Below are 23,104 nucleotides of genomic sequence, written 5' to 3'. Positions count from 1 at the left end.
CTGCCAGGACTTTCAGGGGTCAGGTCGGGTCTTGTCTTCGGGGTACCAACGCCGTTAGTGTGACCCAGACAACACCAGGTTTTATCAAATATCAAGGGGAAGATCGGGTGACCGTGCAACTGGCCAGCCACCTGACCGGGGCCGAGGCGCACGAGCAGCCCTACCTTGCCCGCCGGCAGAACTGGGTCAACCAGCTCGAGCGGCACGCGATGATGCAGCCGGGGGCCACGGCACTGCGGTTTCTCGGCCGCACCCTGACGTGGGCCGACCTGCGTGGCCGGGTGGCCGCGCTGGCCGGCGCGCTGAGCCGCCGCGGCGTGGGACCTGGTGACCGCGTCATGGTGTTGATGCTCAACCGCACCGAGTTCGTGGAATCGGTACTCGCGGCCAACATGCTCGGCGCGATCGCCGTCCCGCTGAACTTCCGGCTCACCCCGTCCGAGATCGCGTTCCTGGTCGAGGACAGCGGCGCGCGGGTGATGATCACCGAGGCCGTGCTGGCACCGGTGGCCACCGGCGTCCGGAACATCGCGCCGGCGCTGGAAGCCGTCGTCGTCGCGGGCGACTTCTCCGACTCCTCCGGCGACGGTGTCCTTCTCTATGAGGACCTCATAGATGAGCCGGGCGATGCGCCCGAGCCGGTGGACATCCCTAACGACTCGCCGGCGCTGATCATGTACACCTCGGGCACCACTGGGCGGCCCAAGGGGGCGGTGCTGACCCACGCCAACCTGTCCGGGCAGACCATGACCATGCTCTACACGAGCGGTGTCGACCTGAACAACGACGTCGGCTTCATCGGCGTCCCGCTGTTCCACATCGCCGGCATCGGCAACATGCTGACCGGGATGCTGCTCGGCGTCCCCACGGTGATCTATCCGCTCGGTGCGTTCGAGCCGGGGCCATTGCTCGACGTCCTCGCCGCGGAGAAGGTCACCGGCATCTTCCTGGTTCCCGCGCAGTGGCAGGCGGTCTGCGCCGAGCAGAAGGCGCGGCCGCGCGACCTACGGCTGCGGGTCATGTCGTGGGGGGCGGCCCCCGCGCCGGACGCTTTGCTGCGCGAGATGTCGGCAATCTTTCCCGGCACCCAGATCCTGGCCGCGTTCGGCCAGACCGAGATGTCTCCGGTCACCTGCATGCTGTTGGGGGAAGACGCCATCCGCAAGCGCGGTTCGGTAGGCAAAGTGATCCCGACCGTCGCCGCCCGGGTGGTGGACGACGACATGAACGACGTGCCCATCGGCGAGGTGGGCGAGATCGTGTACCGGGCGCCGACCATGATGAGCGGCTACTGGAACAACCCGCAGGCTACGGCGGAAGCGTTCGCGGGCGGGTGGTTTCACTCCGGCGACCTCGTCCGGATGGACGAGGACGGTTACGTCTGGGTGGTGGACCGCAAGAAGGACATGATCATCTCCGGCGGCGAGAACATCTACTGCGCCGAGGTGGAGAACGTCCTTGCGAGCCACCCCGACGTCGTCGAGGTCGCCGTCATCGGCCGCGCCCACCGAAAGTGGGGCGAGGTGCCCATCGCGGTCGTCGCTGTAACGCGCGAGGGCCTCCGACTCGAAGAGCTTGATGAGTTCCTGACCGAACGGCTCGCGCGCTACAAACACCCCAAGGCGCTCGAGATCGTAGACGGGCTACCGCGCAACCCCGCCGGGAAGGTGCTCAAGACTGAACTGCGTTTGCGCTACGGCGCCAAGGAAGAGGCCGAAAACCATTCCCCAACAAGGGATTAATCATAAAGAGAGGGAATCTAAAGCATTCTGTAACGTTTGCCTGCTGTTGACGAAGGGTTAATTGTGCGGATCCGGTTCACACGTGGACGGCCATCGGGTACATTCCTGTGGTCTCCGTTACTACCTGCGGGTAGGGAGCCGAAGGTCACACACGTATGGTCGGGGCAAGGAGGAGGCGTGCGACAGGATCCGCCGCAACGCCGCGATGACACGAGGTGCACCGGCGTGAGGGGGCACCTGTGACGACGACATCGGATCGGCCAAGCGCAATCGGGTGGGCCCGGGATCAACTCCAGACCCCGCTGACTCTGATCGGCGGCTTCTTCCGGATGTGCGTGTTGACCGGAAAAGCGCTGTTCCGCTGGCCTTTTCAGTGGAAAGAACTCATCCTGCAGTGCTGGTTCATCATGCGGGTCGCCATGCTGCCGACCATCTTCGTGTCGATCCCGCTGACCGTGCTGCTGATCTTCACGCTCAACGTGCTGCTGGCCCAGTTCGGCGCCGCAGACCTGTCCGGCGCGGGCGCGGCGATCGGCGCGGTCACCCAGCTCGGCCCACTGACCACGGTGCTGGTGGTTGCTGGTGCCGGTTCGACGGCCATCTGCGCCGACCTCGGCGCCCGCACCATCCGTGAAGAGATCGACGCCATGGAGGTGCTCGGCATCGATCCCATCCACCGGCTGGTGGTGCCCCGGGTGATCGCCGCGACCGTCGTCGCCACGCTGCTCAACGGTCTGGTGATCACGGTCGGCCTGGTCGGCGGTTACCTCTTCGGGGTCGGCCTGCAGAATGTGTCGGGCGGCGCCTACCTGGCGACCCTGACCACCATCACCGGCATGCCCGAGGTCGTCATCGCCACGGTCAAGGCCGCGACCTTCGGGCTGATCGCCGGCCTGGTCGGCTGCTTCCGCGGGCTCACCGTCCGCGGCGGGTCCAAGGGCCTGGGCACCGCCGTCAACGAGACGGTGGTGCTGTGCGTGGTCGCGCTGTACGCGGTCAACGTCATCCTCACCACCATCGGTGTGCGGTTCGGGACGGGGCACTGACATGTCGACAGGCGCGGTGGTCCGGTCCCGCTTCCCGCGGGCCACAGAGAATTTCAAGCGCTACGGCCTCATCTTCAACCGGGGGCTCAACGAGACGGGGCAGCTCGCGTGGTTCACGCTGGTCTGCCTCGGGCAGATTCCGCACGCGGTGCACTACTACCGCAAGGAGACGCTGCGGCTGATCGCGCAGATCGGCATGGGCACCGGCGCCATGGCCGTCGTCGGCGGCACCGCCGCGATCGTCGGCTTCGTCACGCTGTCCGGCAGTTCGCTGGTGGCCATCCAGGGTTTCGCGTCGCTGGGCAACATCGGCGTCGAGGCGTTCACCGGCTTCTTCTCCGCCCTGATCAACGTGCGCATCGCCGGCCCGGTGGTCACCGGCATCGCGCTGGCGGCGACGGTCGGCGCGGGTGCCACCGCGGAGCTGGGTGCCATGCGGATCAGCGAGGAGATCGACGCCCTCGAGGTGATGGGCATCAAGTCGATCTCGTTCCTGGCCTCGACCCGGATCGTCGCGGGCCTAGTGGTGATCATCCCGCTGTACTCGCTGGCGATGATCATGTCGTTCCTGTCGCCGCGGATCGTCACGACGGTCCTGTACGGGCAATCCAACGGCACCTACGACCACTACTTCCGGACCTTCCTGCGGCCCGACGACGTGTTCTGGTCGTTCCTAGAGACCATCATCATCGCGGCCGTCGTGATGGTGACCCACTGTTATTACGGCTACAACGCCGGCGGCGGCCCGGTCGGCGTCGGCGAGGCCGTCGGCCGATCGATGCGGCTCTCGCTCGTTTCGGTCCAGGTAGTCGTCCTGTCCGCCGCGTTGGCGCTCTACGGCGTCAACCCCAACTTCGCACTGACGGTGTAGCGCCATGACGACACCAGGCAAGCTCAACAAGCCCCGCAACCCGCCGTACATGCTGGCCGGCCTCGGCCTGCTGGTCATCGCGGCCGTGATTTTCGTCTGGGTCTTCGCCGAGTTCCGCGGGGCCCTGACGCCCAAGACGAAGGTGACGCTGGAGTCCTACCGCGCGGGCCTGGTCATGGACCCGGGCTCGAAGGTCACCTTCAACGGGGTGGAGATCGGCCGCGTCGACAAGATCGAAGAGGTCACCCGCGAAGGCAAACCGGCCGCGAAGTTCACCCTCGACGTGTATCCCCAGTACATCGGGCCCGACGGCGTGGTTCCGGAGAACGTCGTCGCCGACATCAAGGCGACCACGGTGTTCGGTGGCAAGTACGTGTCGCTGACCACGCCGACGAAAGAGGCGCCGCGCGGGCACTTCGACCCCAAGCGGCACATCATCCACGCCGATTCGGTGACGACCGAGATCAACACCTTGTTCCAGACCATCACCTCGATCTCGGAGAAGGTGGACCCGGTCAAGCTGAACCTGACGCTGAGCGCGGCCGCGCAGGCGCTGACCGGGCTGGGCGACAAGTTCGGCCAGTCGATCGTCAACGGCAACGCGATACTCGATGACGTCAACCCGCAGATGCCGCAGGCCCGTCGCGACATCCAGCAGCTGGCGGCGCTGGGCGACACCTACGCCAACGCCGCACCGGACCTGTTCGACTTCCTCAACAACGCGGTGATCACGTCACGCACCTTCAACGCGCAGCAGCGGGATCTGGACCAGGCGCTGTTGTCGGCGGCCGGGTTCGGCAACACCGGCGCGGACGTCATCGGCCGGGGCGGCCCCTACCTGGCGCGCGGCGCCAAGGACCTGGTGCCGACAGCGCAGCTGCTGGACACCTACAGCCCGGAGCTGTTCTGCATGGTGCGCAACTACCACGACATCGAACCCAAGGCCGCCCAGTTCCTCGGCGGCAACGGCTACTCGCTCAACACCCACACCGAGGCGACGTCGGGGCTGGCATTGCTCCTGAACCCCGTGTCGTTGTTGCCCACCCTGCTGGCGGCATTCCCCGGCGTGGTTGGCGGTGCGCCCAACCCCTATACCTATCCGGAGAACCTGCCGCGGGTGAACGCGCGCGGCGGGCCGGGCGGGGCGCCGGGATGCTGGCAGAAGATCACCCGTCAGCTGTGGCCCGCGCCCAACCTCGTGATGGACAGCGGCAACAGCCTCGCGCCGTACAACCACGTCGACACCGGTTCGCCCTACGCGATCGAGTACGTCTGGGGCCGTCAGGTAGGGGATAACACGATCAACCCATGAAAATCACCGGTACGCTCCTCAAACTCGGCATCTTCTCGGTGGTGCTGCTGCTCTTCACCGTGATGATCTTCATCGTGTTCGGTCAGATCCGCTTCGACCGCACCCACGGTTATTCCGCGGAGTTCAGCAATGTCAGCGGTCTGCGGGCCGGTCAATTCGTGCGCGCCTCCGGAGTGGAGATCGGCAAGGTCAGCAAGGTCGAGCTGGTCGACGGCGGCAAGCGCGCGCGGGTGGAGTTCAACGTCGACCGCTCGGTGCCGCTGTACCAGTCGACGACGGCCCAGATCCGCTACCTCGACCTGATCGGCAACCGCTACCTCGAACTCAAGCGCGGTACCGGCGACGGGTCTGACAGGGTGCTCGCGCCCGGCGGATTCATCCCCCTGGCGCGGACGTCGCCGGCCCTGGACCTCGACGCGCTGATCGGTGGCTTCAAGCCGGTGTTCAAGGCGCTGGATCCCGACAAGGTGAACACGCTGGCGAGGACCCTGATCACCGTGTTCCAGGGGCAGGGCGGAACCATCAACGACATCCTCGACAACACCGCGCAGCTGACGTCCAGGCTCGCCGAGCGGGACCAGGCGATCGGTGAGGTGGTCAAGAACCTGAACACGGTGCTGGACACCACGGTTCGGCACCGCAAGGAGTTCGACCAGACCGTCAACAACCTCGAGGTGCTGATCACCGGTCTGAAGAACCACGCCGACCCGCTGGCCGCCGGGACCGCCAACATCAGCAATGCCGCGGGCACGGTAGCCGACCTGTTGGCCGAGGACCGCGCCCTGCTGCACAAGGCGGTCAACTACCTGGACGCGGTCCAGCAGCCGCTCATCGATCAGAGTCAGCAGCTTCAGGACTTCCTGCACAAGGTGCCGGGCGCGCTGAACTCGATCGGGCGCAGCATCGGCTCCTACGGCGACTTCGTCAACTTCTACTCCTGCGATATCACTCTGAAAATCAATGGGCTGCAGGCCGGCGGACCCGTCCGCACGGTCCGGCTCTTCCACCAGCCGTCGGGTAGGTGCTCGCCGCAATGAGAACTCTCGAACCTGCCAACCGACTTCACATCGGGCTCATGGGGATCGTGGTGACGATCCTGGTCATCGGCGTGGGCCAGAGCTTCACGAGCGTCCCCATGATCTTCGCTCGGCCCAGCTACTACGGGGAGTTCTCCGACACCGGCGGCCTCAACAAGGGCGACAAGGTCCGCATCGCCGGCTTCGAGGTCGGCAAGGTCGAAGAGCTCAAGATCGACGGCGACCACATCGTGATGAAGTTCTCGATCGGCACCAACCGGATCGGCACCGAGAGCCGCATTGCGGTGCGCACCGACACCATCCTCGGCAAGAAGGTCCTCGAGATCGAGGCGCGCGGCAGCCAGCTGCTCAAGCCCGGAGGCACCCTGCGGATCGCGCAAAGCACCACGCCCTATCAGATTTACGACGCGTTCTTCGACGTCACCAAGGCGGCGACGCACTGGGACATCGCCTCGGTCAAAGAGTCGCTGCATGTGCTGTCGCAGACCGTCGACCAGACCTATCCGCACCTGAGTGCGGCCCTTGAGGGCGTCGCCAACTTCTCCGACACCATCGGCAAGCGCGACGAGGAGATCAAACACCTGCTCGCCCAGGCCAACCAGGTGGCCAGCGTGCTGGGCGACCGCAGCCAGCAGGTGGACCGGGCGTTGGTCAACGCCAACACGCTGCTGGCCGCGTTCGAGGAGCGTGGCCGCGCCATCAACGCGCTGCTGGGCAACATCTCGTCGTTCTCGACCCAGCTGGCGGGGCTGATCAACGACAACCCGAACCTGAACCACGTGCTGGAACAGCTGCATCAGGTCAGCGACATCCTGGTGCAGCGCAAGGACGACCTGGCGGTCGGTCTGACCGAGGTCGGCAAGTTCCTGCCCTCGCTGAACGAGGCGATCGGTTCGGGACCGTTCTTCAAGGTGGTGCTGCACAACCTGGCACCGGGTCAGATCATCCAGCCGTTCATCGACGCGGCGTTCAAGAAGCGCGGCCTGGACCCCGAAAACTTCTGGCGCAGCGCCGGATTGCCGGAGTTCCGGTGGCCCGACCCCAACGGCACCCGGTTCCCCAATGGCGCACCGCCGCCGCCGCCGCTGGTGCTGGAGGGCACCCCGGAGCACCCGGGACCGGCCGTCCCGCCCGGGTCGCCGTGCTCGTACACCCCGGCCAATCCCGGCGGCAACGTCACCGTCGGCGACCAGGGTCTGCCGCGTCCAGGCAACCCGTTGCCCTGCGCCGGCATTACCCAGGGTCCGTTCGGGCCGGTGCCGGGCGGTTTCCCGGTCCCGGTCGACGTGCAGGCGTCGCCGCCGAACCCCGACGGGCTGCCGCCGACTCCGGGGATTCCCGGTAGCGGACGTCCGGGCCAGGCGCCTCCGGGTGTCCCGGGCACGCCGGTGCCGGTGCCCGGCGCGCCGCCGCTGGCACGCACCGACGGCTCCCCACCTGCGCCCCCGTCAACATTCGCACCGGGCCTGCCCCCAGGCCCGCCCGCGCCGGCCGGCCCTGGGCCGCGATTGCCGGCACCGTTCATCAACCCGGGTGGCGCCGGCGGTAGCGGTGCTGGGGGAGGTAGCCAGAATTGAGTACTGCCTTTGATATCCGCAACATCAAGTTGCCGGTGCTGTCACGGACGTCGGTCATCATCGGATCGCTGGTGGTGGTGCTCGGTCTGGTCGCCGCCTACGTGGGCTACAACCTGTATCAAAAGCTGACGACGAACACCGTCTTTGCCTTCTTCGACCAGACGAACGCCCTCTACAGCGGTGACAAGGTCCAGATCATGGGGCTGAAGGTCGGCACGATCGACGAGATCACGCCGGCCGGCGACAAGATGAAGGTCAAGTTTCACTACGAGAGCAAATACAAGGTCCCGGCCGATGCCAAGGCGGTGATCCTCAACCCGACGCTGGTGGCGTCGCGCAGCATCCAGCTGGAGCCGCCTTACAAGGGTGGCCCCGTGTTGGCCGACGGCGCGACGATCAAGCGCACCGAGGTGCCGACGGAGTGGGACGAGCTGCGCAACAGCATCACCGACATCATCTCCAAGCTGGGCCCGACGAAGGAGCAGCCCCAGGGTCCGTTCGGTGAGGTCATCAACTCGTTTGCCGACGGTTTCGAGGGCAAGGGCAAGCAATTCAACGCGACGTTGAACAACCTCTCGGAGGCGCTGACGGCGCTCAACGACGGACGCGGTGACTTCTTCGCGGTGGTGCGCAGCCTGGCGCTGTTCGTCAACGCGCTGCACGCCGACGACCAGCAGTTCGTCGCCCTGAACCAGAACCTGGCTTCGTTCACCAGCCGGCTGGCCCGCTCCGACCACGACCTGTCCAACGCGGTGAGCCAGATCGACTCCCTGCTGACGACGGTGCGGCCGTTCCTGGACAAGAACCGCGCGGTGCTGACGACCGACGTCAACAACCTGGAGACGGTCACGAACACGCTGCTGCAGTCGGAGCCACTGAACGGGTTGGAGACGGCCCTGCACGTGCTTCCCACGGCGGCGGCGAACGTCAACCAGATCTATCACCCGTCGCACGGGTCGGTGGTCGCGATTCCGTCGATCACCTTCGCGAACCCGATGCAGTTCATCTGCAGTTCGGTGCAGGCCGGTAGCCGGCTCGGCTACCAGGAGTCGGCCGAGCTCTGCGCGCAGTACCTCGCGCCGATCCTGGACGCGATCAAGTTCAACTACTTCCCGTTCGGGTTGAACCTGTTCAGCACCGCGGAGACGCTGCCGAAGCACATCGCCTACTCCGAGCCACGGCTGCAGCCGCCGCCCGGGTACAAGGACACCACCGTCCCGGGTATCTGGGTACCGGACACCCCGACGTCGCACCGCAACACGCAGCAGGGCTGGATCGTCGCACCCGGCATGCAGGGCACCAAGGTGGGACCGATCACGGCCGGCCTGATGACCCCCGAGTCGTTGTCGGAGCTGATGGGTGGCCCGGACATCCCGCCGGTGCAGTCGACGCTGCAGACGCCTCCGGGACCACCGAACGCCTACGACGAGAACCCGATCGTGCCGCCCATCGGCTTGAACGCGCCGGTGCCGGTGCAGCCGCCGCCGCCCGGGCCGGCAGTGATTCCGGGTCCCGTCGCCCCCACACCGGCTCCCGGTCCCGGTCCTGGGCCCGCCCCGGCACCGGTGGGAGCGCCGTTGCCCGCTGAGGCAGGGATGAACTAGTGACTATGGCGACACGCATGACACGGCTGATCCGCCGCCGCAGCTGGCAGGCAACGGCGCTGCTGGGCATCGCCCTGATGTTGAGCTCGTGCGGCTGGAAGGGCATCTCCAACGTCACCATCCCCGGTGGGCCTGGGGGCGGGTCGGACGCCTACACGGTGTACGTGGAGATGCCCGACACGCTGGCGATCAACGGCAACAGCAAGGTGCTGGTGGCCGACGTGTTCGTCGGCTCGATCAAATCGATCGAGCTGAGGAACTGGGTCGCCACGCTGAAGCTGGGGATCAGCAAGAAGACGAAGCTGCCGCGCAACGCGAGGGCCAAGATCGGCCAGACCAGTTTGCTGGGTTCGCAGCACGTGGAGTTGGGGGCGCCGGAGAACGAGCCCCCGTCACCGGAGTTGCTCAAGGACGGCGACATCATCCGGCTGAAGAATTCGTCGGCCTACCCCACCACCGAGCAAACCCTGGCGAGTCTTTCGCTGGTGTTGCGCGGCGGGGGCATCCCGAACCTGGAAACGCTGCAGAACGAGGTGTACGACATCCTCAACGGGCGCGGCGACCAGATCCACGCGTTCCTGGGCAAGCTGTCGACCTTCACCCGCCAGTTGAACGAGCAGCGCGAGGACATCACCCACGCGATCGACTCCACCAACCGGCTGCTGACCTACGTGGGCGGCCGCAGCGACGTGCTGGATCGGGTGCTGACCGACGTTCCGCCGCTGATCAAGCATTTTGCCGACACGCAGAACCTGCTGATCAACGCCGTCGACGCGGTCGGCAGGCTGAGCCAGGTCACCGCGCAGTACGTCGGTGAGGCACGAGGGCCGCTGCATCAGAACCTGGCGTCGCTGCAATGCCCGCTGCGGGAACTGGGCAAGGCGTCGCCGTATCTGATCGGCGCGCTAAAGCTGATCCTGACGCAGCCGTTCGACATCGACACCGTCCCGAAGATCTTCCGCGGTGACTACCAGAACCTGTCGCTGACGCTGGACGTCACCTACAGCTCCATCGACAACGCGTTCCTGACTGGTACCGGGTTGTCCGGCGCGCTGCGGGCGCTCGAGCAGTCGTACGGGCGCGACCCGGAGACGATGATCCCCGACGTCCGCTACACGTCGAACCCGAACGACGCGCCCGGTGGGCCGCTGGTGGAAAGGGCGGAGAGAGGGCAATGCTAACTCCCTTCATCAAGCGCCAACTGATCCTGTTCGGGGTCATGACCGTGATCGTGCTGTCCGTCCTCGGCATCTACTACCTGCAGATTCCGACGCTGCTCCCGAACGCGATCAACCCGGTGCGGTACGAGCTCAACGCCGAACTGCCTGCGTCGGGCGGCCTGTACCCGACGGCGAACGTGACCTATCGCGGCATCACGATCGGCAAGGTCACCGAGGTCAGGCCCACCCCCACCGGGGCCTTCGCAAAGATGAGCATCAACGACGACTACGAAGTCCCGATCGACGCGACCGCGAATGTGCATTCCGTGTCGGCGGTGGGTGAGCAGTACCTGGACCTGGTGTCGAACGGCAACAACAACGGGAAGTTCCTTTCACCCGGCTCGACCATCGGTTGTGGACCGGGCCCGAAGTGCCGGAACACCGTGCCCAGCGAGATCGGACCGGCGCTGGACACCGCGAACCGCGGTCTGGCCGTGTTGCCCAAGGAGAAGATCCCCAAGCTGCTCGACGAGACGGCGCAAGGGCTCGGCGGGCTGGGTCCGGCCCTGCAGCGGCTGGTCAACTCCACCCAGGCGATCGTCGGCGACTTCAAGACCCAGATCACCGACATCAACGACCTGATCCAGCACTCGGGACCGGTCATCGAGAGCCAGGTCCGGTCCGGCGACAACATTGAGCGCTGGGCGCGCAATCTGAACAGCCTGGCCGCGCAGACGGCGGCCCGGGACCAGAACCTGCGCAGCGTGCTGAGGCAGGCCGCGCCGACCGCCGACCAGGTCAACGAGGTGTTCAGCGACGTCCGGGAGTCTTTGCCGCAGGTGCTGGCGAACCTCGAGGTCGTGATCGAGATGCTCAAGCGCTACCACGCAGGCCTCGAGCAGGTGCTGGTGTTCCTGCCGCAGGGTGCTTCGATCGCGCAGACCGTGGCCGCCCCGTTCCCGAACTACGCCGCCCTGGACCTGGCGTTGTCCATCAACCAGCCGCCGCCCTGCCTGACCGGCTTCATCCCCGCCGCGGAATGGCGGTCTCCGGCGGATACCAAGGTCGCGCCGCTGCCGAGCGGGACGTACTGCAAGATCCCGATGGATACTCCGGCCAACAGCGTCCGCGGGTCGCGCAACATCCCCTGTGTGGATGTGCCCGGCAAGCGGGCCGCCACGCCGCGCGAGTGCCGCGACCCGCATCCGTACGTTCCGCTGGGCACCAACCCGTGGTTCGGCGACCCCAACCAGCTGCTGACCTGCCCGGCGCCGTCCGCCCGCTGTGACCAGTCGGTGCGGCCCGGCCAGGTCATCCCGGCGCCGTCGGTGAACAACGGCCTCAACCCGGCGCCCGCCGACCGGCTTCCACCCGGCGGATTGACGCCACCACCGGTGAGTGACCCGTTGCAGCGGCCCGGTTCAGGTACGGTGCAATGCAACGGACAACAGCCCAACCCGTGTGTCTACACTCCGAGCGGACCTCCCTCGGCGGTATACAGTCCGCAGAGCGGTCAACTGGTAGGGCCCGACGGCGTGAGATACTCCGTCGAAAACTCGACCAAAACAGGAGACGACGGATGGAAGGAGATGCTGGCACCAGCCGGCTGAACCCCACCGACGACGATTCGTTGCGTACCGAGGTTGAAGCCGAGGATTCGCCAGAATCCGAAGCCGGAACCGAAAAGACAACTGAGCTCTCGGCGTCTGAGCTTTCGGCGCCCGAGCCTTCCGCGTCCGAGCCCACCGAAGTGGCCCCGGTCCCCGCTGTCGAGCGCGGGCCGTCGCGGGTAGGCCGCGGCTGGCTGGCGCTGATCGCTTCCGTGCTGCTACTGGCGGCGGGAGGCCTCGGCGTCGGCGGTTACTTCGCAATGCGTTCGCACCACGAGAGCCAGGCCCTCGACCGCAAGAACAGGGCGGCGCTCGACGCGGCGAAGGTGTGCGTCGCGGCGACGCAGGCGCCCGACACGAACGCGATGGCCCAGAGCGAGCAGAAGATCATCGACTGCGGCACCGACGAATACCGGTCGCAGGCACTGCTGTACACGAGCATGCTCGTGCAGGCGTACCAGGCCGCGAATGTGCACGTGCAGGTCACCGACGAGCGGGCGGCGGTCGAGCGCAACAACAGCGACGGTTCAGTCGACGTGCTGGTCGCGGTGCGCGTCAAGGTGTCCAACAACGCGGCGCAGAACCAGGAGACCGGCTACCGCCTGCGCGTCAAGATGGCGCCGGTGGAGGGGCAGTACAAGATCGCGAAACTCGACACGGTGACGAAGTGACGTTGCTGGCCGAAAAGCCGGAGGCCGTCACGGTTGTCGACGAGCCAGCGCCCACCAACCTGGCGTCGTGGCCCGTGCGGGCGGGTGCCTTCGCGATCGACGTGGTGCCGCCGCTGGTCGTGATCGTCACGATGCTGTTGGTCTGGCGCACCATGCCGGTCGGCAGCGCGTGGTCGTGGGCCGCCATTTCGGTGTTGGCTCTCGCCAGCCTGCTGTTGCTGGTCAATCGATTGCTGCTGCCCGCGATTACCGGGTGGAGCCTGGGCCGCGCCTTCTGCGGCATCGTGGTGCTTCGCGACGGGGACAGGCCCGGGGCATGGACGCTGCTGGCGCGGGACGTGGCCCACCTGCTGGACACGGTCTCGCTGCTGGTGGGATGGCTGTGGCCCCTGTGGGATGCGAAGCGCCGGACGTTCGCCGACATGTTGCTGCGCACCGAGGTACGGCGCGTCGAACCCGACGAGCGGCCGCGCGACATCCTGCGCTGGACCATCGTGGTGATGCTGGTCGCGGTGGTGCTGTGCATGGATGGGGCGCACCTGAGCTACGCGGTTGTGTACCGGCAGGAACGGGCCACCGACCAGACCCGCGCGGACATCGCGATTCAGGGCCCCAGGATGGTCGCGCAGATGCTGACGTACGACCCGAAAACGGCGAAGGACGACTTCGCGCGCGCCTTGTCCATGGCCAGCGATAACTACCGGCCGCAGCTGGCCGCCCAGCAGGCACGGGTCCAGAAGGCGCCGCTGGAGCCCAACGAGTACTGGGTGACCGATAGCTCGATTCAGTCGGCCAGTCCGGACCGGGCCAGCATGCTGGTCTTCATGCACGGCCGTCGCGGCGAAGGGGACGCGCAGCGTTACATCACGGCGGGCGTGCAGGCGAATTTCGTCAAAGGCCCTGGCGACCGCTGGCTCGTCGACAACCTCGCGGTGCTGACGGCCCCGAGGGCGGCCGGGGGTCAACGATGAGCCCGCGCCGCAAGTTTCGGCCCGGCGAGGCATTGTTGCTGGACGAGTTGCCGGCCCGCCCTACGCCGTCGCCCGCGCGGCGGTGGGAGTTTGCGCTCGCCGCCGCGCTCGCCGCGGTCCTGGCCGTCGCGGCGATCACGGTCTCCGCGCTGATGCTGATGGCTCACGAGACCCATCACCGCGCCGCGCAGAAGGACCGCGAAGCGCTCAGCTACGTGAGCTGGTTCATGACCGGGTTCACCACCATCGACCCGTACCATGCAAACGACTACGTCGACCGGATCTTGGCCCAGGCGACGGGCGAGTTCAGCAAGCACTTCCAGGAGACGGCCAACCAGACGCTCCTGCAGATCGCCCGGGCCGAGCCGGCCACCGGCGCCGTCCTGGGCGCGGGAGTGGAACGGTGGAACGACGACGGCAGCGTCAGCGTGCTGGTGGCGACCGACGTGACGTCGAAATCGGCCGACGAGAAACAGGTGTTCCACAACACCAATCGCTGGACGGCGACCGCCAAGCAGGAAGGGAATCAGTGGAAGATCAGCAACCTGCTGCAGGTGATCTGACCGTCGAAGCGGACGTGCCTACCGAGGAGGCCACGGAGGAAGCCGAGGCCACGGAAAAAGCCGAGGCCGCCGAGGCCGCGGAAGAGGACGTGGCTCCCGAGAAGGCCGAAGACAAGAAGAAGCCGACCAAGAAGGTCCGTCGTACCCGGCCCAAACGCGTTCGTGAGCCGCGGACCAAGCCGCTGATCGGTAGGCGCACGGCCATCGCCATCGCGGTGGCGGCGAGTCTGCTGTTCGTCGGTTCGGCCGCGTTCGCGGGCTCGACCATGCAGGCGTACCTGTCGGAACGCGCCGTCGTCGCAACCAAACTCAACATCGCCCGTACGGCTGCCAACGCGATCACCACGCTGTGGTCCTACACGCCGGAGAATATCGACAGCCTGGCCGACCGGGCCCAGCACTACCTCTACGGCGACTTCGCGGCGCAGTACCGCAAGTTCGTCGACGAGATGGCGTCACCGAACAAGCAGGCCAAGATCAGCAGCAGCACGCAGGTCACGGGCGCGGGCGTGGAATCGCTCGACGGCGCGAACGCGATCGCCATCGTGTACACGAACACGACCTCGACCACGCCGCTGAAGAAGAACATCCCGGCCCTGAGGTACCTGTCTTACCGGCTGAGCATGAAGCACGACCGCGGTCGCTGGCTGGTGACTCGGATGACGACCGTCACCTCACTGAACCTGACGCCTCAGCTCTAGCGCGATCGGGTCCGTGGCCGTTACCTCGCCGGTTTCCGAACGGCGGACCGTCGTGGCGCTGCTGCTGCTGACGTTCGCCACCGGGTTGGCCGACGCGATCAGCATCCTGGTGCTCGGCCACGTGTTCGTCGCCAACATGACGGGCAACGTGATCTTTCTCGGGTTCTGGCTGGCCCCGCACACCAACGTGGACCTGACGGCCGTCGTGGTGGCGCTGCCGACGTTCGTGTGCACCACCATCGTCAGCGGCCGGCTGTGGCGGCATTTCGGGGACCGGACCCGGACCTGGATCAGCACGGTGCTGACGATGGAGATCGGGCTGCTGGTTGCCTTGTCGATCCTGGCCGGCGCGGGCGTGCTGCACTATCACGACAACACCAAGCTCATCATGATCGGCATGCTCGCGGTGACGTTCGGCCTGCAGCACTCGAGCGCGCGCCAGTTCGGCATTCAGGAGCTGTCCACCACGGTATTGACGTCGACGATCGTCAGCCTCGGCCTGGACAGTCATCTGGCCGGCGGCACTGGTGCACGGGAAAAGCTGCGGTTTGGCGTGGTTTTGACGATGTGCGCCGGCGCCTTCCTCGGCGCGACGATGTCACGGTTCGTCGTCGCTCCGGTGTTCGCGGTGACCGCGGCGGTGGTCGCGGCGAGCCTGCTGATCTTCCGCTTCGGCGCGGCGCGTTAGTTGAACGCCAGCCAGCTGGGCAGGCCGCGTTCGTGCGAATCGCAGAGGACCTGCCGGGTGTCGCAGGAACCCTTCGGCGATCCGGCGCCGGCCCACATGCCCCCGGTGTCGCGGCGCACCACGATGGCCGACGAGCCGCCGCCGTCGAGCAGGATCGCGGTGTCGCTGCCCAGGCCGCGGAACAGGTCCTGGATGTTGTCGGGCGTATAGTTGCCGCCCTCGAAGATGTACATCTCGTCGCGCGACTTCACGTAGGCCAGCGCTGTGCGGGCCGCGCTGGGCCCGCCGTCGTGCAGCTGCTCGGTGCGGCCGGGGGACAGCAACCCGATGCCGGCGACCGCGACGAACCGCTCGTTCTTGTTGAGCAGATCCTGCACCACCGGCGTGGCCATGTCGTAGTCCTGGCTGCCCTTGGGCCGCAACACGTATGGCGCGCCGCCCGCCGGCAGGATCATCGTCGACAACGACGTCCAGCTCTCACCGCCGCCCGAAAGACCCTGTTTGCCGGGGTAGGCCACGGTGCCGGTGACCGCCTGGTTGGCCCGGCCCTGGCCGTGGGTGTTGTCCACGAAGGCACCCAGCGGTGAACTGCAGCCGGTCGAACGCCAGGTGCCGCCCTTCTGCGGGCGGACGTCGAAGAAGTTCGCGTTGATCGCGATCGTCGGCTGACCCATCCGCTGCCACGCCTGCAGGGGCGGGTAGATCTCCGATGCCTGCCACAGCCCCTCGGCCGTGCGAGCCCCCGGGTTGTTCTCGCAACGCGCCTGGTCGCCCTGGTGGGTGTCCACCAGCAGGTGCGGCTGCAGCCGCTGCGACGCGTTCTTGATGACCATCAGGTGGCCGCCGTTGTTCATCTCGTACCAGCCGCCACCGCCGTTGAGCATCGGGGTGGGGTGACTGCCGCCGAAGTTGTACACCAGGTACGAACCCTTGGTGGTCGCGATGGCCGCCTCGAGCAACTGCCTACCGTCAGCGGCGCGGGCCAGCGGCTGACCGGTGGTGACGGCCAGCGTCGCGCACACGGCCACCGCGGCGCAGCAGGCGGCCAGTCTGCGCAAGCCGGCAGATGGTGTCAGCACGGTAGCCCTTTCGGCCCGGATGGGGTCGCAAGAACCAAGCATTAGTCACATCTGTCACTCTGTCAACTTTAGTAACAGACGCGTGACGCTTCGGCCGCGCTGCAATTACGTTTTCTCGCTTGGGCTTTCGGGCTCTTCGGCTGCGGGCTCTGCGGGCTCGTCGGCTTCGGCTTCGGCTTCGCGCTTGCTGATCTGCGCCTGGTGTTGAGCCTGGTGTGCCTCGGCGATCGCCATCGCGACCGCCCCGGGAATTCGGTGGAAGCCACTGCGGTCGTACATGCGGGTGACGATGCCGCCCAGTAGCAGTCCGAGCGCCAGGCCGATGGCCGTCATCAGCAATGCCTGGGACAGCCCCGCGCTGCCCCGGCCGTTCAGGTACAGCAGCGACCGAACCCCCAGGAACACCTGGTGCATCGGCTCGAACTTCGCGAGCCAGCGGAAGAACGTCGGGACCGCTTCGAGTGGGACGGTGGCGCCGGCCGACGGCAAGCCGAGGATCACGAAGATCAGCATGCTGAACAGCAGGCCCATCGAGCCCAGGATCGCGATCAGCGAGCTGGACGTGACCCCCACCGCGGTGATCGCAAACACCCCGTAGAGCCACAACTGCCAGCCGCGGTCGATCGGCATGCCGAGGCCATGCGCGATGGCCATGTAAATGCCGGATGTGATCAGCGCCAGCAGCATCATCATTCCCCACTTGACCAGCAGGGTGCGGAACCGCGAGATATTGATCTGCTCGGCGAAGCGATACACCGGGCCCCATTCCGCCGGCACGTAGCCGAGCATCGAGTCCACCAGCGTGCTGACCACGATGCTGCCGGTGAACCCGGCCAGCAGCAGCAGTAGCGAGTAGTAGAACGCCGAGAGGCCGTTGCCGGTCCCATTGGGCAGCGGGTTGTACACGGTGGACCGCACCTCGATGGGGTTGGCGAGCCCCAGCGCCGCCGCCCCGGCCAGCGGCGCGTTGTTGGTCTGCGCGGCGACCTCGGCCGAAAGGTTCTTACCCACTTGCGGGTTCGCCTCGGCCATGACTTTCGCCAGGGTCTGGCTGGCGATGCTCGACCCAAGGGTGCCGGCCCGCTGGTTCGTCGAGATGCTGACCCACGGTCGGGTCGGATGGGTGGGCGCCACCGAGCTCTCGCCGTACTCGCGCAGGTTGGTCGAGAAGTTCACCGGGATGAACAGCATGCCGTACACCTGGGCGGTGTCCATCAGCTGTTTGGCCTCGTCTTCGCGCTTGAGCACCCGGATGTCGAACTTGTTCTTGTCCAACTGGGGGCTGGACATCAGGCCGTCGACGATCTTGGCGCCCGCGGGGCCCGCGTCCGCGTTCACGACGGCGATCGGGAAATGCTGCAGGTTGGTGGACGGGTTCAGGATGCCGCCGAGATACAGCGCGGCCAGTGCCGACATCAAGGCCAACGTGACCACGATCGGCACACCCCAGAACCGCACGGTCCGGATGGACTTCAGGCTGGCGTTGGGATTGGGGGCTGCGTGCTTGGGCTGTTTCTGCGACATGCGGGCTCCTCCCTGTCTGCGGGCCACTCTAGAGCCTCGGAGTACGACTTCCTGCTAAAGTAGGAGCCTAATGTAAGCGGTGTCAACATTTGTGAGGGCGGTCACGGATGTCCGGATCTGACCGGCGCTACCACCACGGCGACCTGGCCGGTGCGCTCGTGCGCGCAGCCGTCGAACTTCTCGAGGAGGGCGGGGTCTCCGAGCTGTCGCTGCGCGCCGCGGCCCGCCGCGCCGGGGTGTCCGCCGGTGCGCCCTACCGTCATTTCGCCGACCGCGAGGCCCTGGTGTCCGCGGTCGCCGCCGTGGGGTATCGCGACCTGGCCGCCCAGCTGGCGGCGGCGCACCCCGCGCCGACCACCGTCGACGACCTGGCCGACGTCGCCGTTGCCTACGTGCAGTTCGCGCTGCGTCGGCCCGGGCTTTTCCGCGCGATGTTCGCCGAGCCGCGCGATCCGTCCGCCGCCGACCGGGCGGCCGCCGTCGAGGCCGTCACCGAGTACCTTCATTCAATCGTGCGACGGGCGGTTTCGGCCGGCGATCCGGACGCGATGGCGCTGGGTCTGTGGGGGCTCGTGCACGGCCTGGCGTTTCTGCATCTCGACGGCAGGCTCGATGCCTCCTCCTCCGACGCGGTCGCGGACCGGGTCCGTGCGGTGGTGCGTGCCGTCCTCGGTTGACCGGTGTTCAGCCGCCCAGGCCGGCGTGCATCTCCCAGATCAGCAGCTCGGCCGGCTCGATCGCGGTGACCCGTTGGCCATCCTCGTCGGTGAACCGGGCCGCGTCGCCCTCGGCGAGCTCGCCGGCCCCTTCCAGCGCGACCCGGCCTCGCGCGACGAACAGGTGCACGAAGGGGGCCGCGGGCAGGGCGACCGCGGCGCCGGGCCCCAGGCGCGTACCGTGCAGCGCGGCGCCGCGATTGTGCAGGGTGATCGCCGCGTCGCGCCCGGGTATGCCTGACGCGATCGTGGCCAGGCCGCCGGCCAGCACGTCGTCGGCGATGTCGTGCTGCTGGTAACCGGGTGTAATGCCGGTCTCGTCGGGAATCACCCACATCTGAACGAAATGCACCGGCCGCGTGGATGAATCGTTCTTCTCCGAATGCAGGATTCCGCTGCCCGCCGACATGCGTTGCGCGAGGCCGGGATAGACGACTCCGCTGTTTCCGGCGGAATCTCGGTGGGCCAGTTCGCCGTCGAGCACCCAGGTGACGATCTCCATGTCGCGGTGTGGGTGGGTGTCGAAACCCGATGCGGGAGCGACGATGTCGTCGTTGTTCACCAGCAGCAGCCCGTGGTGGGTGTTGGCCGGGTCGTAGTGGTCGCCGAACGAAAAGGAATGGCGGGACCGCAACCACGCGGTGGTGCTGACGGCCCTGTCCGCCGCTCGCCGGATTTTCACCGTTTCTACAGTAGTAGGGCCTGTGCCTGGCGCAGGGCGGCATCGAGTTGGGGGAGCGTCAGGCCGGGGGCTCCGCCGAGGTGGATCTCGATCTGATACTCCGGCTGGCCGTCGCGCCCGAAGACCGGCAGCACGACGAATTCGGTTGCCGGGAGCGCGTTTTCGAGGACGTCGGTGACCGATTGTAGCGTCACCATGGTCATCAGCGTGGTGAGCTGACGGGTCACCCGCGCGGTGGGTTCCAGCGACGCCAGCACGGTGGCCAGTCGGTGGTGCAGCGATTGGTGGGTGTCGTCGAACCGCCACGCGCCGTAGCCGCGCGCGCGGATATCGGCGAGGACTCGCCGGTGCTGGGCTGTGTCGGCGGCGGTGAGTCGCGGCGTCACCCGGCGCAGCCAGGCCTCGACGACGTCGTCGTCGCGCCAGGCCATCGCGACCAATCCGAACGGCGGGTCGATGGGGAAGCGCTGCCCCACAGCGTGCTCGCCGTCGGTGCCGTGGCCGAACGCATCGACCGTCATGAGGTGCTTGTCGCCGATCTTGGACATCGAACAGCCCGCGCCGAGGGTCTCATGCAGGAAGCGCAGCGCGTCACGCCCGCGGTCCAGCAGCGGAAATTGCGTCCGCAGGCCGTCTACCAGCCCGAACAGGCCACTGCCCAGCGCGTAGCGGCGGTCCCCCCGCCGGGCCGCCCAGGCGCCGCGTTCCAGCTCGGCCAGGATCAGCGCGCAGGTCGACGTGCTGATCCCGCACGTCCTGGCGAGCTCGCCCGACGTCCGGCCCTGCGGTGCGTCGGCGAGCGCGTTGAGCACGTCCATCACACGAGCGGTGGGCGGCGACTTGGCGGTTGACGGGCTCACCCGCGGCTCCCTAGCATCGGTCCAGAATATCGATAAGTTCGTCCTAATATTAGGAGATAGTGTGCTCAGGGTAGGGGTGTGGGGACCGGGCTCGATGGGGCTGATCGCCCTGCGTGGGGTGATCGATCACCCGTCGCTGCAGCTCGTCGACCTCGTCGTGCACAGCGACGCCAAGGCAGGCCGCGACGCGGGGGAGTTGTGCGGCGTCGCTCCGGTGGGCGTCGCGGCCACGCAGGACCCGACAGCGATGCTCGCCGGCGACGCCGACGTGGTGGTGTACGCGGCGGGCGCCAACCTGCGGCCGCTGGAGGCCGTCGACGACATGGTGTCGATCCTTCGCGCCGGTAAGAACGTGGTGTCGTGTTCGGTGGTGCCGCTGGTGTATCCCGAGGCGGTCGATTCGGCGTTTACCGAGCCGCTGCGGCAGGCTGCGCTGGACGGCGGCGTGTCCTTCTTCACCACCGGCATCGACTCCGGATTTGCCAATGACATTCTGCCGCTGGTGCTTACGGGTGTGTCGCGGGTGATCGAGTCGGTGCGGGTGACCGAGATGTTCAACTACGCCACCTACCCCGACAAATCCGCGGTGTACGAGATCCTCGGGTTCGGCAAGCCGCCGGAGTTCAGCGCGTTCGCCGCCACGCCCGGGGTGTTCACATTCGGCTGGGGACCCGTGTTGCATCAGCTCGCCGCCGGCCTGGGTTGCAAAATCGACCGCATCGACGAGAACGTCGAGCGCGTGCCGGCGCCGGAGTCGTTCGACACGCCGACCGGCCGCATCGAGGCCGGGACGATCGCGGCGATGCGCTCGACGCTGACCGGCTACGTCGGTGGCAACGCGACTTTCGTCCTCGACCACGTGACGCGTATGCGCGACGACATCGCTCCGGACTGGCCGCAACCGCACATCTCGATTACTCCCAAGGACCTCGGCTATGGGCAGGCGAGCGGCCGCGGCCTCTACCGCGTCGAGATCGAGGGCTCGCCGAGCATGCGCTGCGAGTTCGAGATGGCCGACGACCACGACCACGACCTGGGCGCGCGCATGGCCGGCGCGTCGCGGATGGTCAACGTCATCCCGGCGGTGTGCGCCGCGCCGCCCGGTCTGCTGTCCGCGCTGGACCTGCCGCTGGTGACCGGGGCGGGTCTGGTGCGGGCTGTTGAGGGGCCCTCGCCGGATTCGCGGCTGTTCTAGGCCTTCGCGGAGAGGCGGGTGATGCACGTTGGCTGCGCCGAAGCGTGACATAAGCCGACATTCGGCGTCAGGGCACAAAGACCAGTGCCGCCACGGCGAACGCGATCGGGACGCCGAGCACGGCGGAGGCGACGATCTTGACGCCCCGGCCGGCGCTCAGGCGGACGGGCTGACCCCCGTCTGCGCTGACGATCCGGTAGTTCAGGATCGCGTTGCCGATGGTCGAACCCGTCCTACCTTTGCGGTAGCCCCAGTTCCAAAAGCAATACGCCACCGCGAACGCGGAAAACAACAGCGCTAACGGGATCCCCCAAAAATGGGGCTTGCTTCGCACTGCGGGCTGGACCACGAAAAAGAAAAGGGCCAAATAGCCCACACAGATCAGCGGCACCGGAACCACGTCGAGAAGCGCGGCCACCATACGACGCCCGCCGCCGATCGGCCGGCCCGACGTTCTGTCGATCGCGACGAGGCGACGCCGCGGTTGCTGCGCGCGTACCGTCGGCGCCTGTAGCGTCGGCGCCTGTCGCGGAATCGGGTCGGTGGCGGCGCCGCGGGCCGCGTAGGCCAACTCCAGCGTGCTGGCAAACCGCTGGCTGGGGTCTTTAGCGAGGCCCCTGTCGGTCACCGGGTCGAACCCGGACAGGGCCGGGTGGCTTCTCGACGGCCGCGGGGGTGGCGCGTGGACGTGTCCCGCGTACTGCTGCTCGAGGCTGTCACCGGGGTACGGCTGCGTTCCGGTCAGGCACTGGTAGAGCACGCAGGCCAGCGAGTAGACGTCGGCGCGGGCGTCGGCATCGTTGGCGCTGAATCGCTCGGGGGCCATGTAGTGCCAGGAGCCCACGAACGAGCCGGTTCCCGTGAGACCGGTCTCGCCGGCGGTGCGTGCGATCCCGAAATCGATCAGGTAGGCGTAGTCGTGTTCGTCGAGCAAGATGTTCGACGGCTTTACGTCGCGGTGCACCAGGCCCGCTTTGTGTGCGGCATGCAATGCCCTGGCGACCTGCTCGACGATCCGAACCGCCCGGTCGGGCTCGAGCGGGCCGTCGTTCAGCGTGCTCTGCAGGTCGCGGCCCTCGATCAGCCGCATGTCCACGAACAGTCGCCCGTCGATCTCGCCGTAGAAGTGGATCGGGATCACATGCGGATCGTTCAGACCGGCCGCCGCGTGCGCTTCGCGGCGGAACCGCTGCTGAAACAGCTCGTCATGGGACAGGTGCTGCGGCAGCACCTTCAGCGCGACGATCCGGTCGGTGGCGGTGTCGAAGGCTCGCCAGACCTCGCCCATCCCGCCGCGGCCCAGCAATTCGATGAGCCGGTAACGGCCGAACGGGGTTCCCGGCGGCGGATCGGTCATGGGTAGCGCCTCTCATTTCCCGGCTGCTGGGCCTTCTGCCGAGTGTCCGGTTGATGCACGGTCATCTGCACAAGGCGTAACACAAGTGTTCACGTTCGCCCGGCGCTCTACCACCCGGCTTGCTGGACAATGGATCAG

Annotated in this window: 21 protein-coding genes and 1 pseudogene; 16 read left to right on the top strand and 6 right to left on the bottom strand. The window is 67.1% G+C overall.

Annotated elements, in window-relative coordinates; genetic code table 11:
• The first annotated feature begins 107 nt into the window (after positions 1–107).
• From fadD5 to AC5Y5V_RS17095, 14 genes are all read left to right on the top strand, one after another.
• Positions 108–1,742 (top strand): fatty-acid--CoA ligase FadD5, encoded by a 1,635-nt coding sequence (fadD5, locus tag AC5Y5V_RS17160; RefSeq protein ID WP_499937576.1) that lies wholly within the window; start codon positions 108–110, stop codon positions 1,740–1,742.
• Between the two features lie 329 nt (positions 1,743–2,071).
• Positions 2,072–2,788, top strand: a complete 717-nt coding sequence (locus AC5Y5V_RS17155) for an MlaE family ABC transporter permease (RefSeq protein ID WP_499937713.1) — start codon at positions 2,072–2,074, stop codon at positions 2,786–2,788.
• Between the two features lies 1 nt (position 2,789).
• Complete coding sequence (locus AC5Y5V_RS17150; RefSeq protein WP_499937573.1) at positions 2,790–3,659, top strand: MlaE family ABC transporter permease; 870 nt, start codon at positions 2,790–2,792, stop codon at positions 3,657–3,659.
• 4 nt (positions 3,660–3,663) lie between these two features.
• On the top strand, positions 3,664–4,971 hold the full coding sequence (locus AC5Y5V_RS17145; protein WP_499937569.1) for an MCE family protein: 1,308 nt from the start codon (positions 3,664–3,666) through the stop codon (positions 4,969–4,971).
• Complete coding sequence (locus AC5Y5V_RS17140) at positions 4,968–6,008, top strand: virulence factor Mce family protein (RefSeq protein ID WP_499937566.1); 1,041 nt, start codon at positions 4,968–4,970, stop codon at positions 6,006–6,008. The genes AC5Y5V_RS17145 and AC5Y5V_RS17140 overlap by 4 nt, the downstream gene beginning before the upstream one ends.
• Positions 6,005–7,585: a virulence factor Mce family protein gene (locus tag AC5Y5V_RS17135; RefSeq protein WP_499937562.1), complete on the top strand. Its 1,581-nt coding sequence runs from the start codon at positions 6,005–6,007 to the stop codon at positions 7,583–7,585. The genes AC5Y5V_RS17140 and AC5Y5V_RS17135 overlap by 4 nt, the downstream gene beginning before the upstream one ends.
• Positions 7,582–9,189, top strand: coding sequence for a virulence factor Mce family protein (locus AC5Y5V_RS17130; RefSeq protein WP_499937557.1), 1,608 nt, complete (start codon positions 7,582–7,584; stop codon positions 9,187–9,189). The genes AC5Y5V_RS17135 and AC5Y5V_RS17130 overlap by 4 nt, the downstream gene beginning before the upstream one ends.
• 17 nt (positions 9,190–9,206) lie before the next feature.
• Positions 9,207–10,370, top strand: coding sequence for a virulence factor Mce family protein (locus AC5Y5V_RS17125; protein ID WP_499937552.1), 1,164 nt, complete (start codon positions 9,207–9,209; stop codon positions 10,368–10,370).
• On the top strand, positions 10,364–11,959 hold the full coding sequence (locus tag AC5Y5V_RS17120) for an MCE family protein (protein WP_499937548.1): 1,596 nt from the start codon (positions 10,364–10,366) through the stop codon (positions 11,957–11,959). Before AC5Y5V_RS17125 ends, AC5Y5V_RS17120 begins: the two co-directional genes overlap by 7 nt.
• Positions 11,929–12,630, top strand: a complete 702-nt coding sequence (locus AC5Y5V_RS17115; protein WP_499937544.1) for an Rv1363c family protein — start codon at positions 11,929–11,931, stop codon at positions 12,628–12,630. Before AC5Y5V_RS17120 ends, AC5Y5V_RS17115 begins: the two co-directional genes overlap by 31 nt.
• Positions 12,627–13,601: an RDD family protein gene (locus tag AC5Y5V_RS17110; RefSeq protein WP_499937540.1), complete on the top strand. Its 975-nt coding sequence runs from the start codon at positions 12,627–12,629 to the stop codon at positions 13,599–13,601. Before AC5Y5V_RS17115 ends, AC5Y5V_RS17110 begins: the two co-directional genes overlap by 4 nt.
• Entirely contained in the window at positions 13,598–14,164 is a 567-nt protein-coding gene (locus AC5Y5V_RS17105; protein ID WP_499937536.1) for an Rv1363c family protein, read from the top strand. The genes AC5Y5V_RS17110 and AC5Y5V_RS17105 overlap by 4 nt, the downstream gene beginning before the upstream one ends.
• Positions 14,131–14,865: a mammalian cell entry protein gene (locus tag AC5Y5V_RS17100; protein WP_499937534.1), complete on the top strand. Its 735-nt coding sequence runs from the start codon at positions 14,131–14,133 to the stop codon at positions 14,863–14,865. The genes AC5Y5V_RS17105 and AC5Y5V_RS17100 overlap by 34 nt, the downstream gene beginning before the upstream one ends.
• 13 nt (positions 14,866–14,878) lie before the next feature.
• On the top strand, positions 14,879–15,553 hold the full coding sequence (locus AC5Y5V_RS17095) for a YoaK family protein (RefSeq protein ID WP_499937532.1): 675 nt from the start codon (positions 14,879–14,881) through the stop codon (positions 15,551–15,553).
• Here AC5Y5V_RS17095 and AC5Y5V_RS17090 read toward each other — a convergent pair.
• Both AC5Y5V_RS17090 and AC5Y5V_RS17085 read right to left on the bottom strand, forming a co-directional pair.
• Positions 15,550–16,674: a phosphodiester glycosidase family protein gene (locus tag AC5Y5V_RS17090; RefSeq protein WP_499937530.1), complete on the bottom strand. Its 1,125-nt coding sequence runs from the start codon at positions 16,672–16,674 to the stop codon at positions 15,550–15,552. The two genes, AC5Y5V_RS17095 and AC5Y5V_RS17090, sit on opposite strands and share 4 nt — an antisense overlap.
• A gap of 63 nt (positions 16,675–16,737) precedes the next feature.
• Positions 16,738–18,156, bottom strand: coding sequence for a YhgE/Pip domain-containing protein (locus AC5Y5V_RS17085; RefSeq protein WP_499937528.1), 1,419 nt, complete (start codon positions 18,154–18,156; stop codon positions 16,738–16,740).
• A 107-nt stretch (positions 18,157–18,263) separates the two neighbouring features.
• Here AC5Y5V_RS17085 and AC5Y5V_RS17080 point away from each other — a divergent pair, with 107 nt between their 5' ends.
• Positions 18,264–18,833 (top strand): TetR/AcrR family transcriptional regulator, encoded by a 570-nt coding sequence (locus AC5Y5V_RS17080; protein ID WP_499937525.1) that lies wholly within the window; start codon positions 18,264–18,266, stop codon positions 18,831–18,833.
• Positions 18,834–18,840: 7 nt separating this feature from the next.
• On the opposite strand, the gene AC5Y5V_RS17075 is transcribed toward AC5Y5V_RS17080, so the two are convergent.
• Both AC5Y5V_RS17075 and AC5Y5V_RS17070 read right to left on the bottom strand, forming a co-directional pair.
• Complete coding sequence (locus tag AC5Y5V_RS17075; protein WP_499937523.1) at positions 18,841–19,554, bottom strand: pirin family protein; 714 nt, start codon at positions 19,552–19,554, stop codon at positions 18,841–18,843.
• Positions 19,555–19,559: 5 nt separating this feature from the next.
• Positions 19,560–20,372, bottom strand: a complete 813-nt coding sequence (locus AC5Y5V_RS17070) for an IclR family transcriptional regulator (RefSeq protein WP_499937711.1) — start codon at positions 20,370–20,372, stop codon at positions 19,560–19,562.
• A 103-nt stretch (positions 20,373–20,475) separates the two neighbouring features.
• Here AC5Y5V_RS17070 and AC5Y5V_RS17065 point away from each other — a divergent pair, with 103 nt between their 5' ends.
• Positions 20,476–21,609 carry an NAD(P)H-dependent amine dehydrogenase family protein gene (locus AC5Y5V_RS17065; RefSeq protein WP_499937521.1) on the top strand — a complete coding sequence of 378 codons (1,134 nt, stop codon included), beginning with the start codon at positions 20,476–20,478 and terminating at the stop codon, positions 21,607–21,609.
• Positions 21,610–21,676: 67 nt separating this feature from the next.
• Here AC5Y5V_RS17065 and AC5Y5V_RS17060 read toward each other — a convergent pair whose 3' ends face one another.
• Both AC5Y5V_RS17060 and AC5Y5V_RS17055 read right to left on the bottom strand, forming a co-directional pair.
• Entirely contained in the window at positions 21,677–22,030 is a 354-nt protein-coding gene (locus tag AC5Y5V_RS17060; protein WP_499937708.1) for an RDD family protein, read from the bottom strand.
• Positions 22,031–22,144: 114 nt separating this feature from the next.
• A pseudogene (locus AC5Y5V_RS17055) lies at positions 22,145–22,966 on the bottom strand (serine/threonine-protein kinase); the annotation flags it as partial.
• Positions 22,967–23,104: the final 138 nt, after the last annotated feature.

Source organism: Mycobacterium sp. NGS68 (assembly GCF_059812195.1).
The sequence above is the reverse complement of the archived record's forward strand: the minus strand, read 5'-3'. Positions and strand labels throughout refer to the sequence as shown.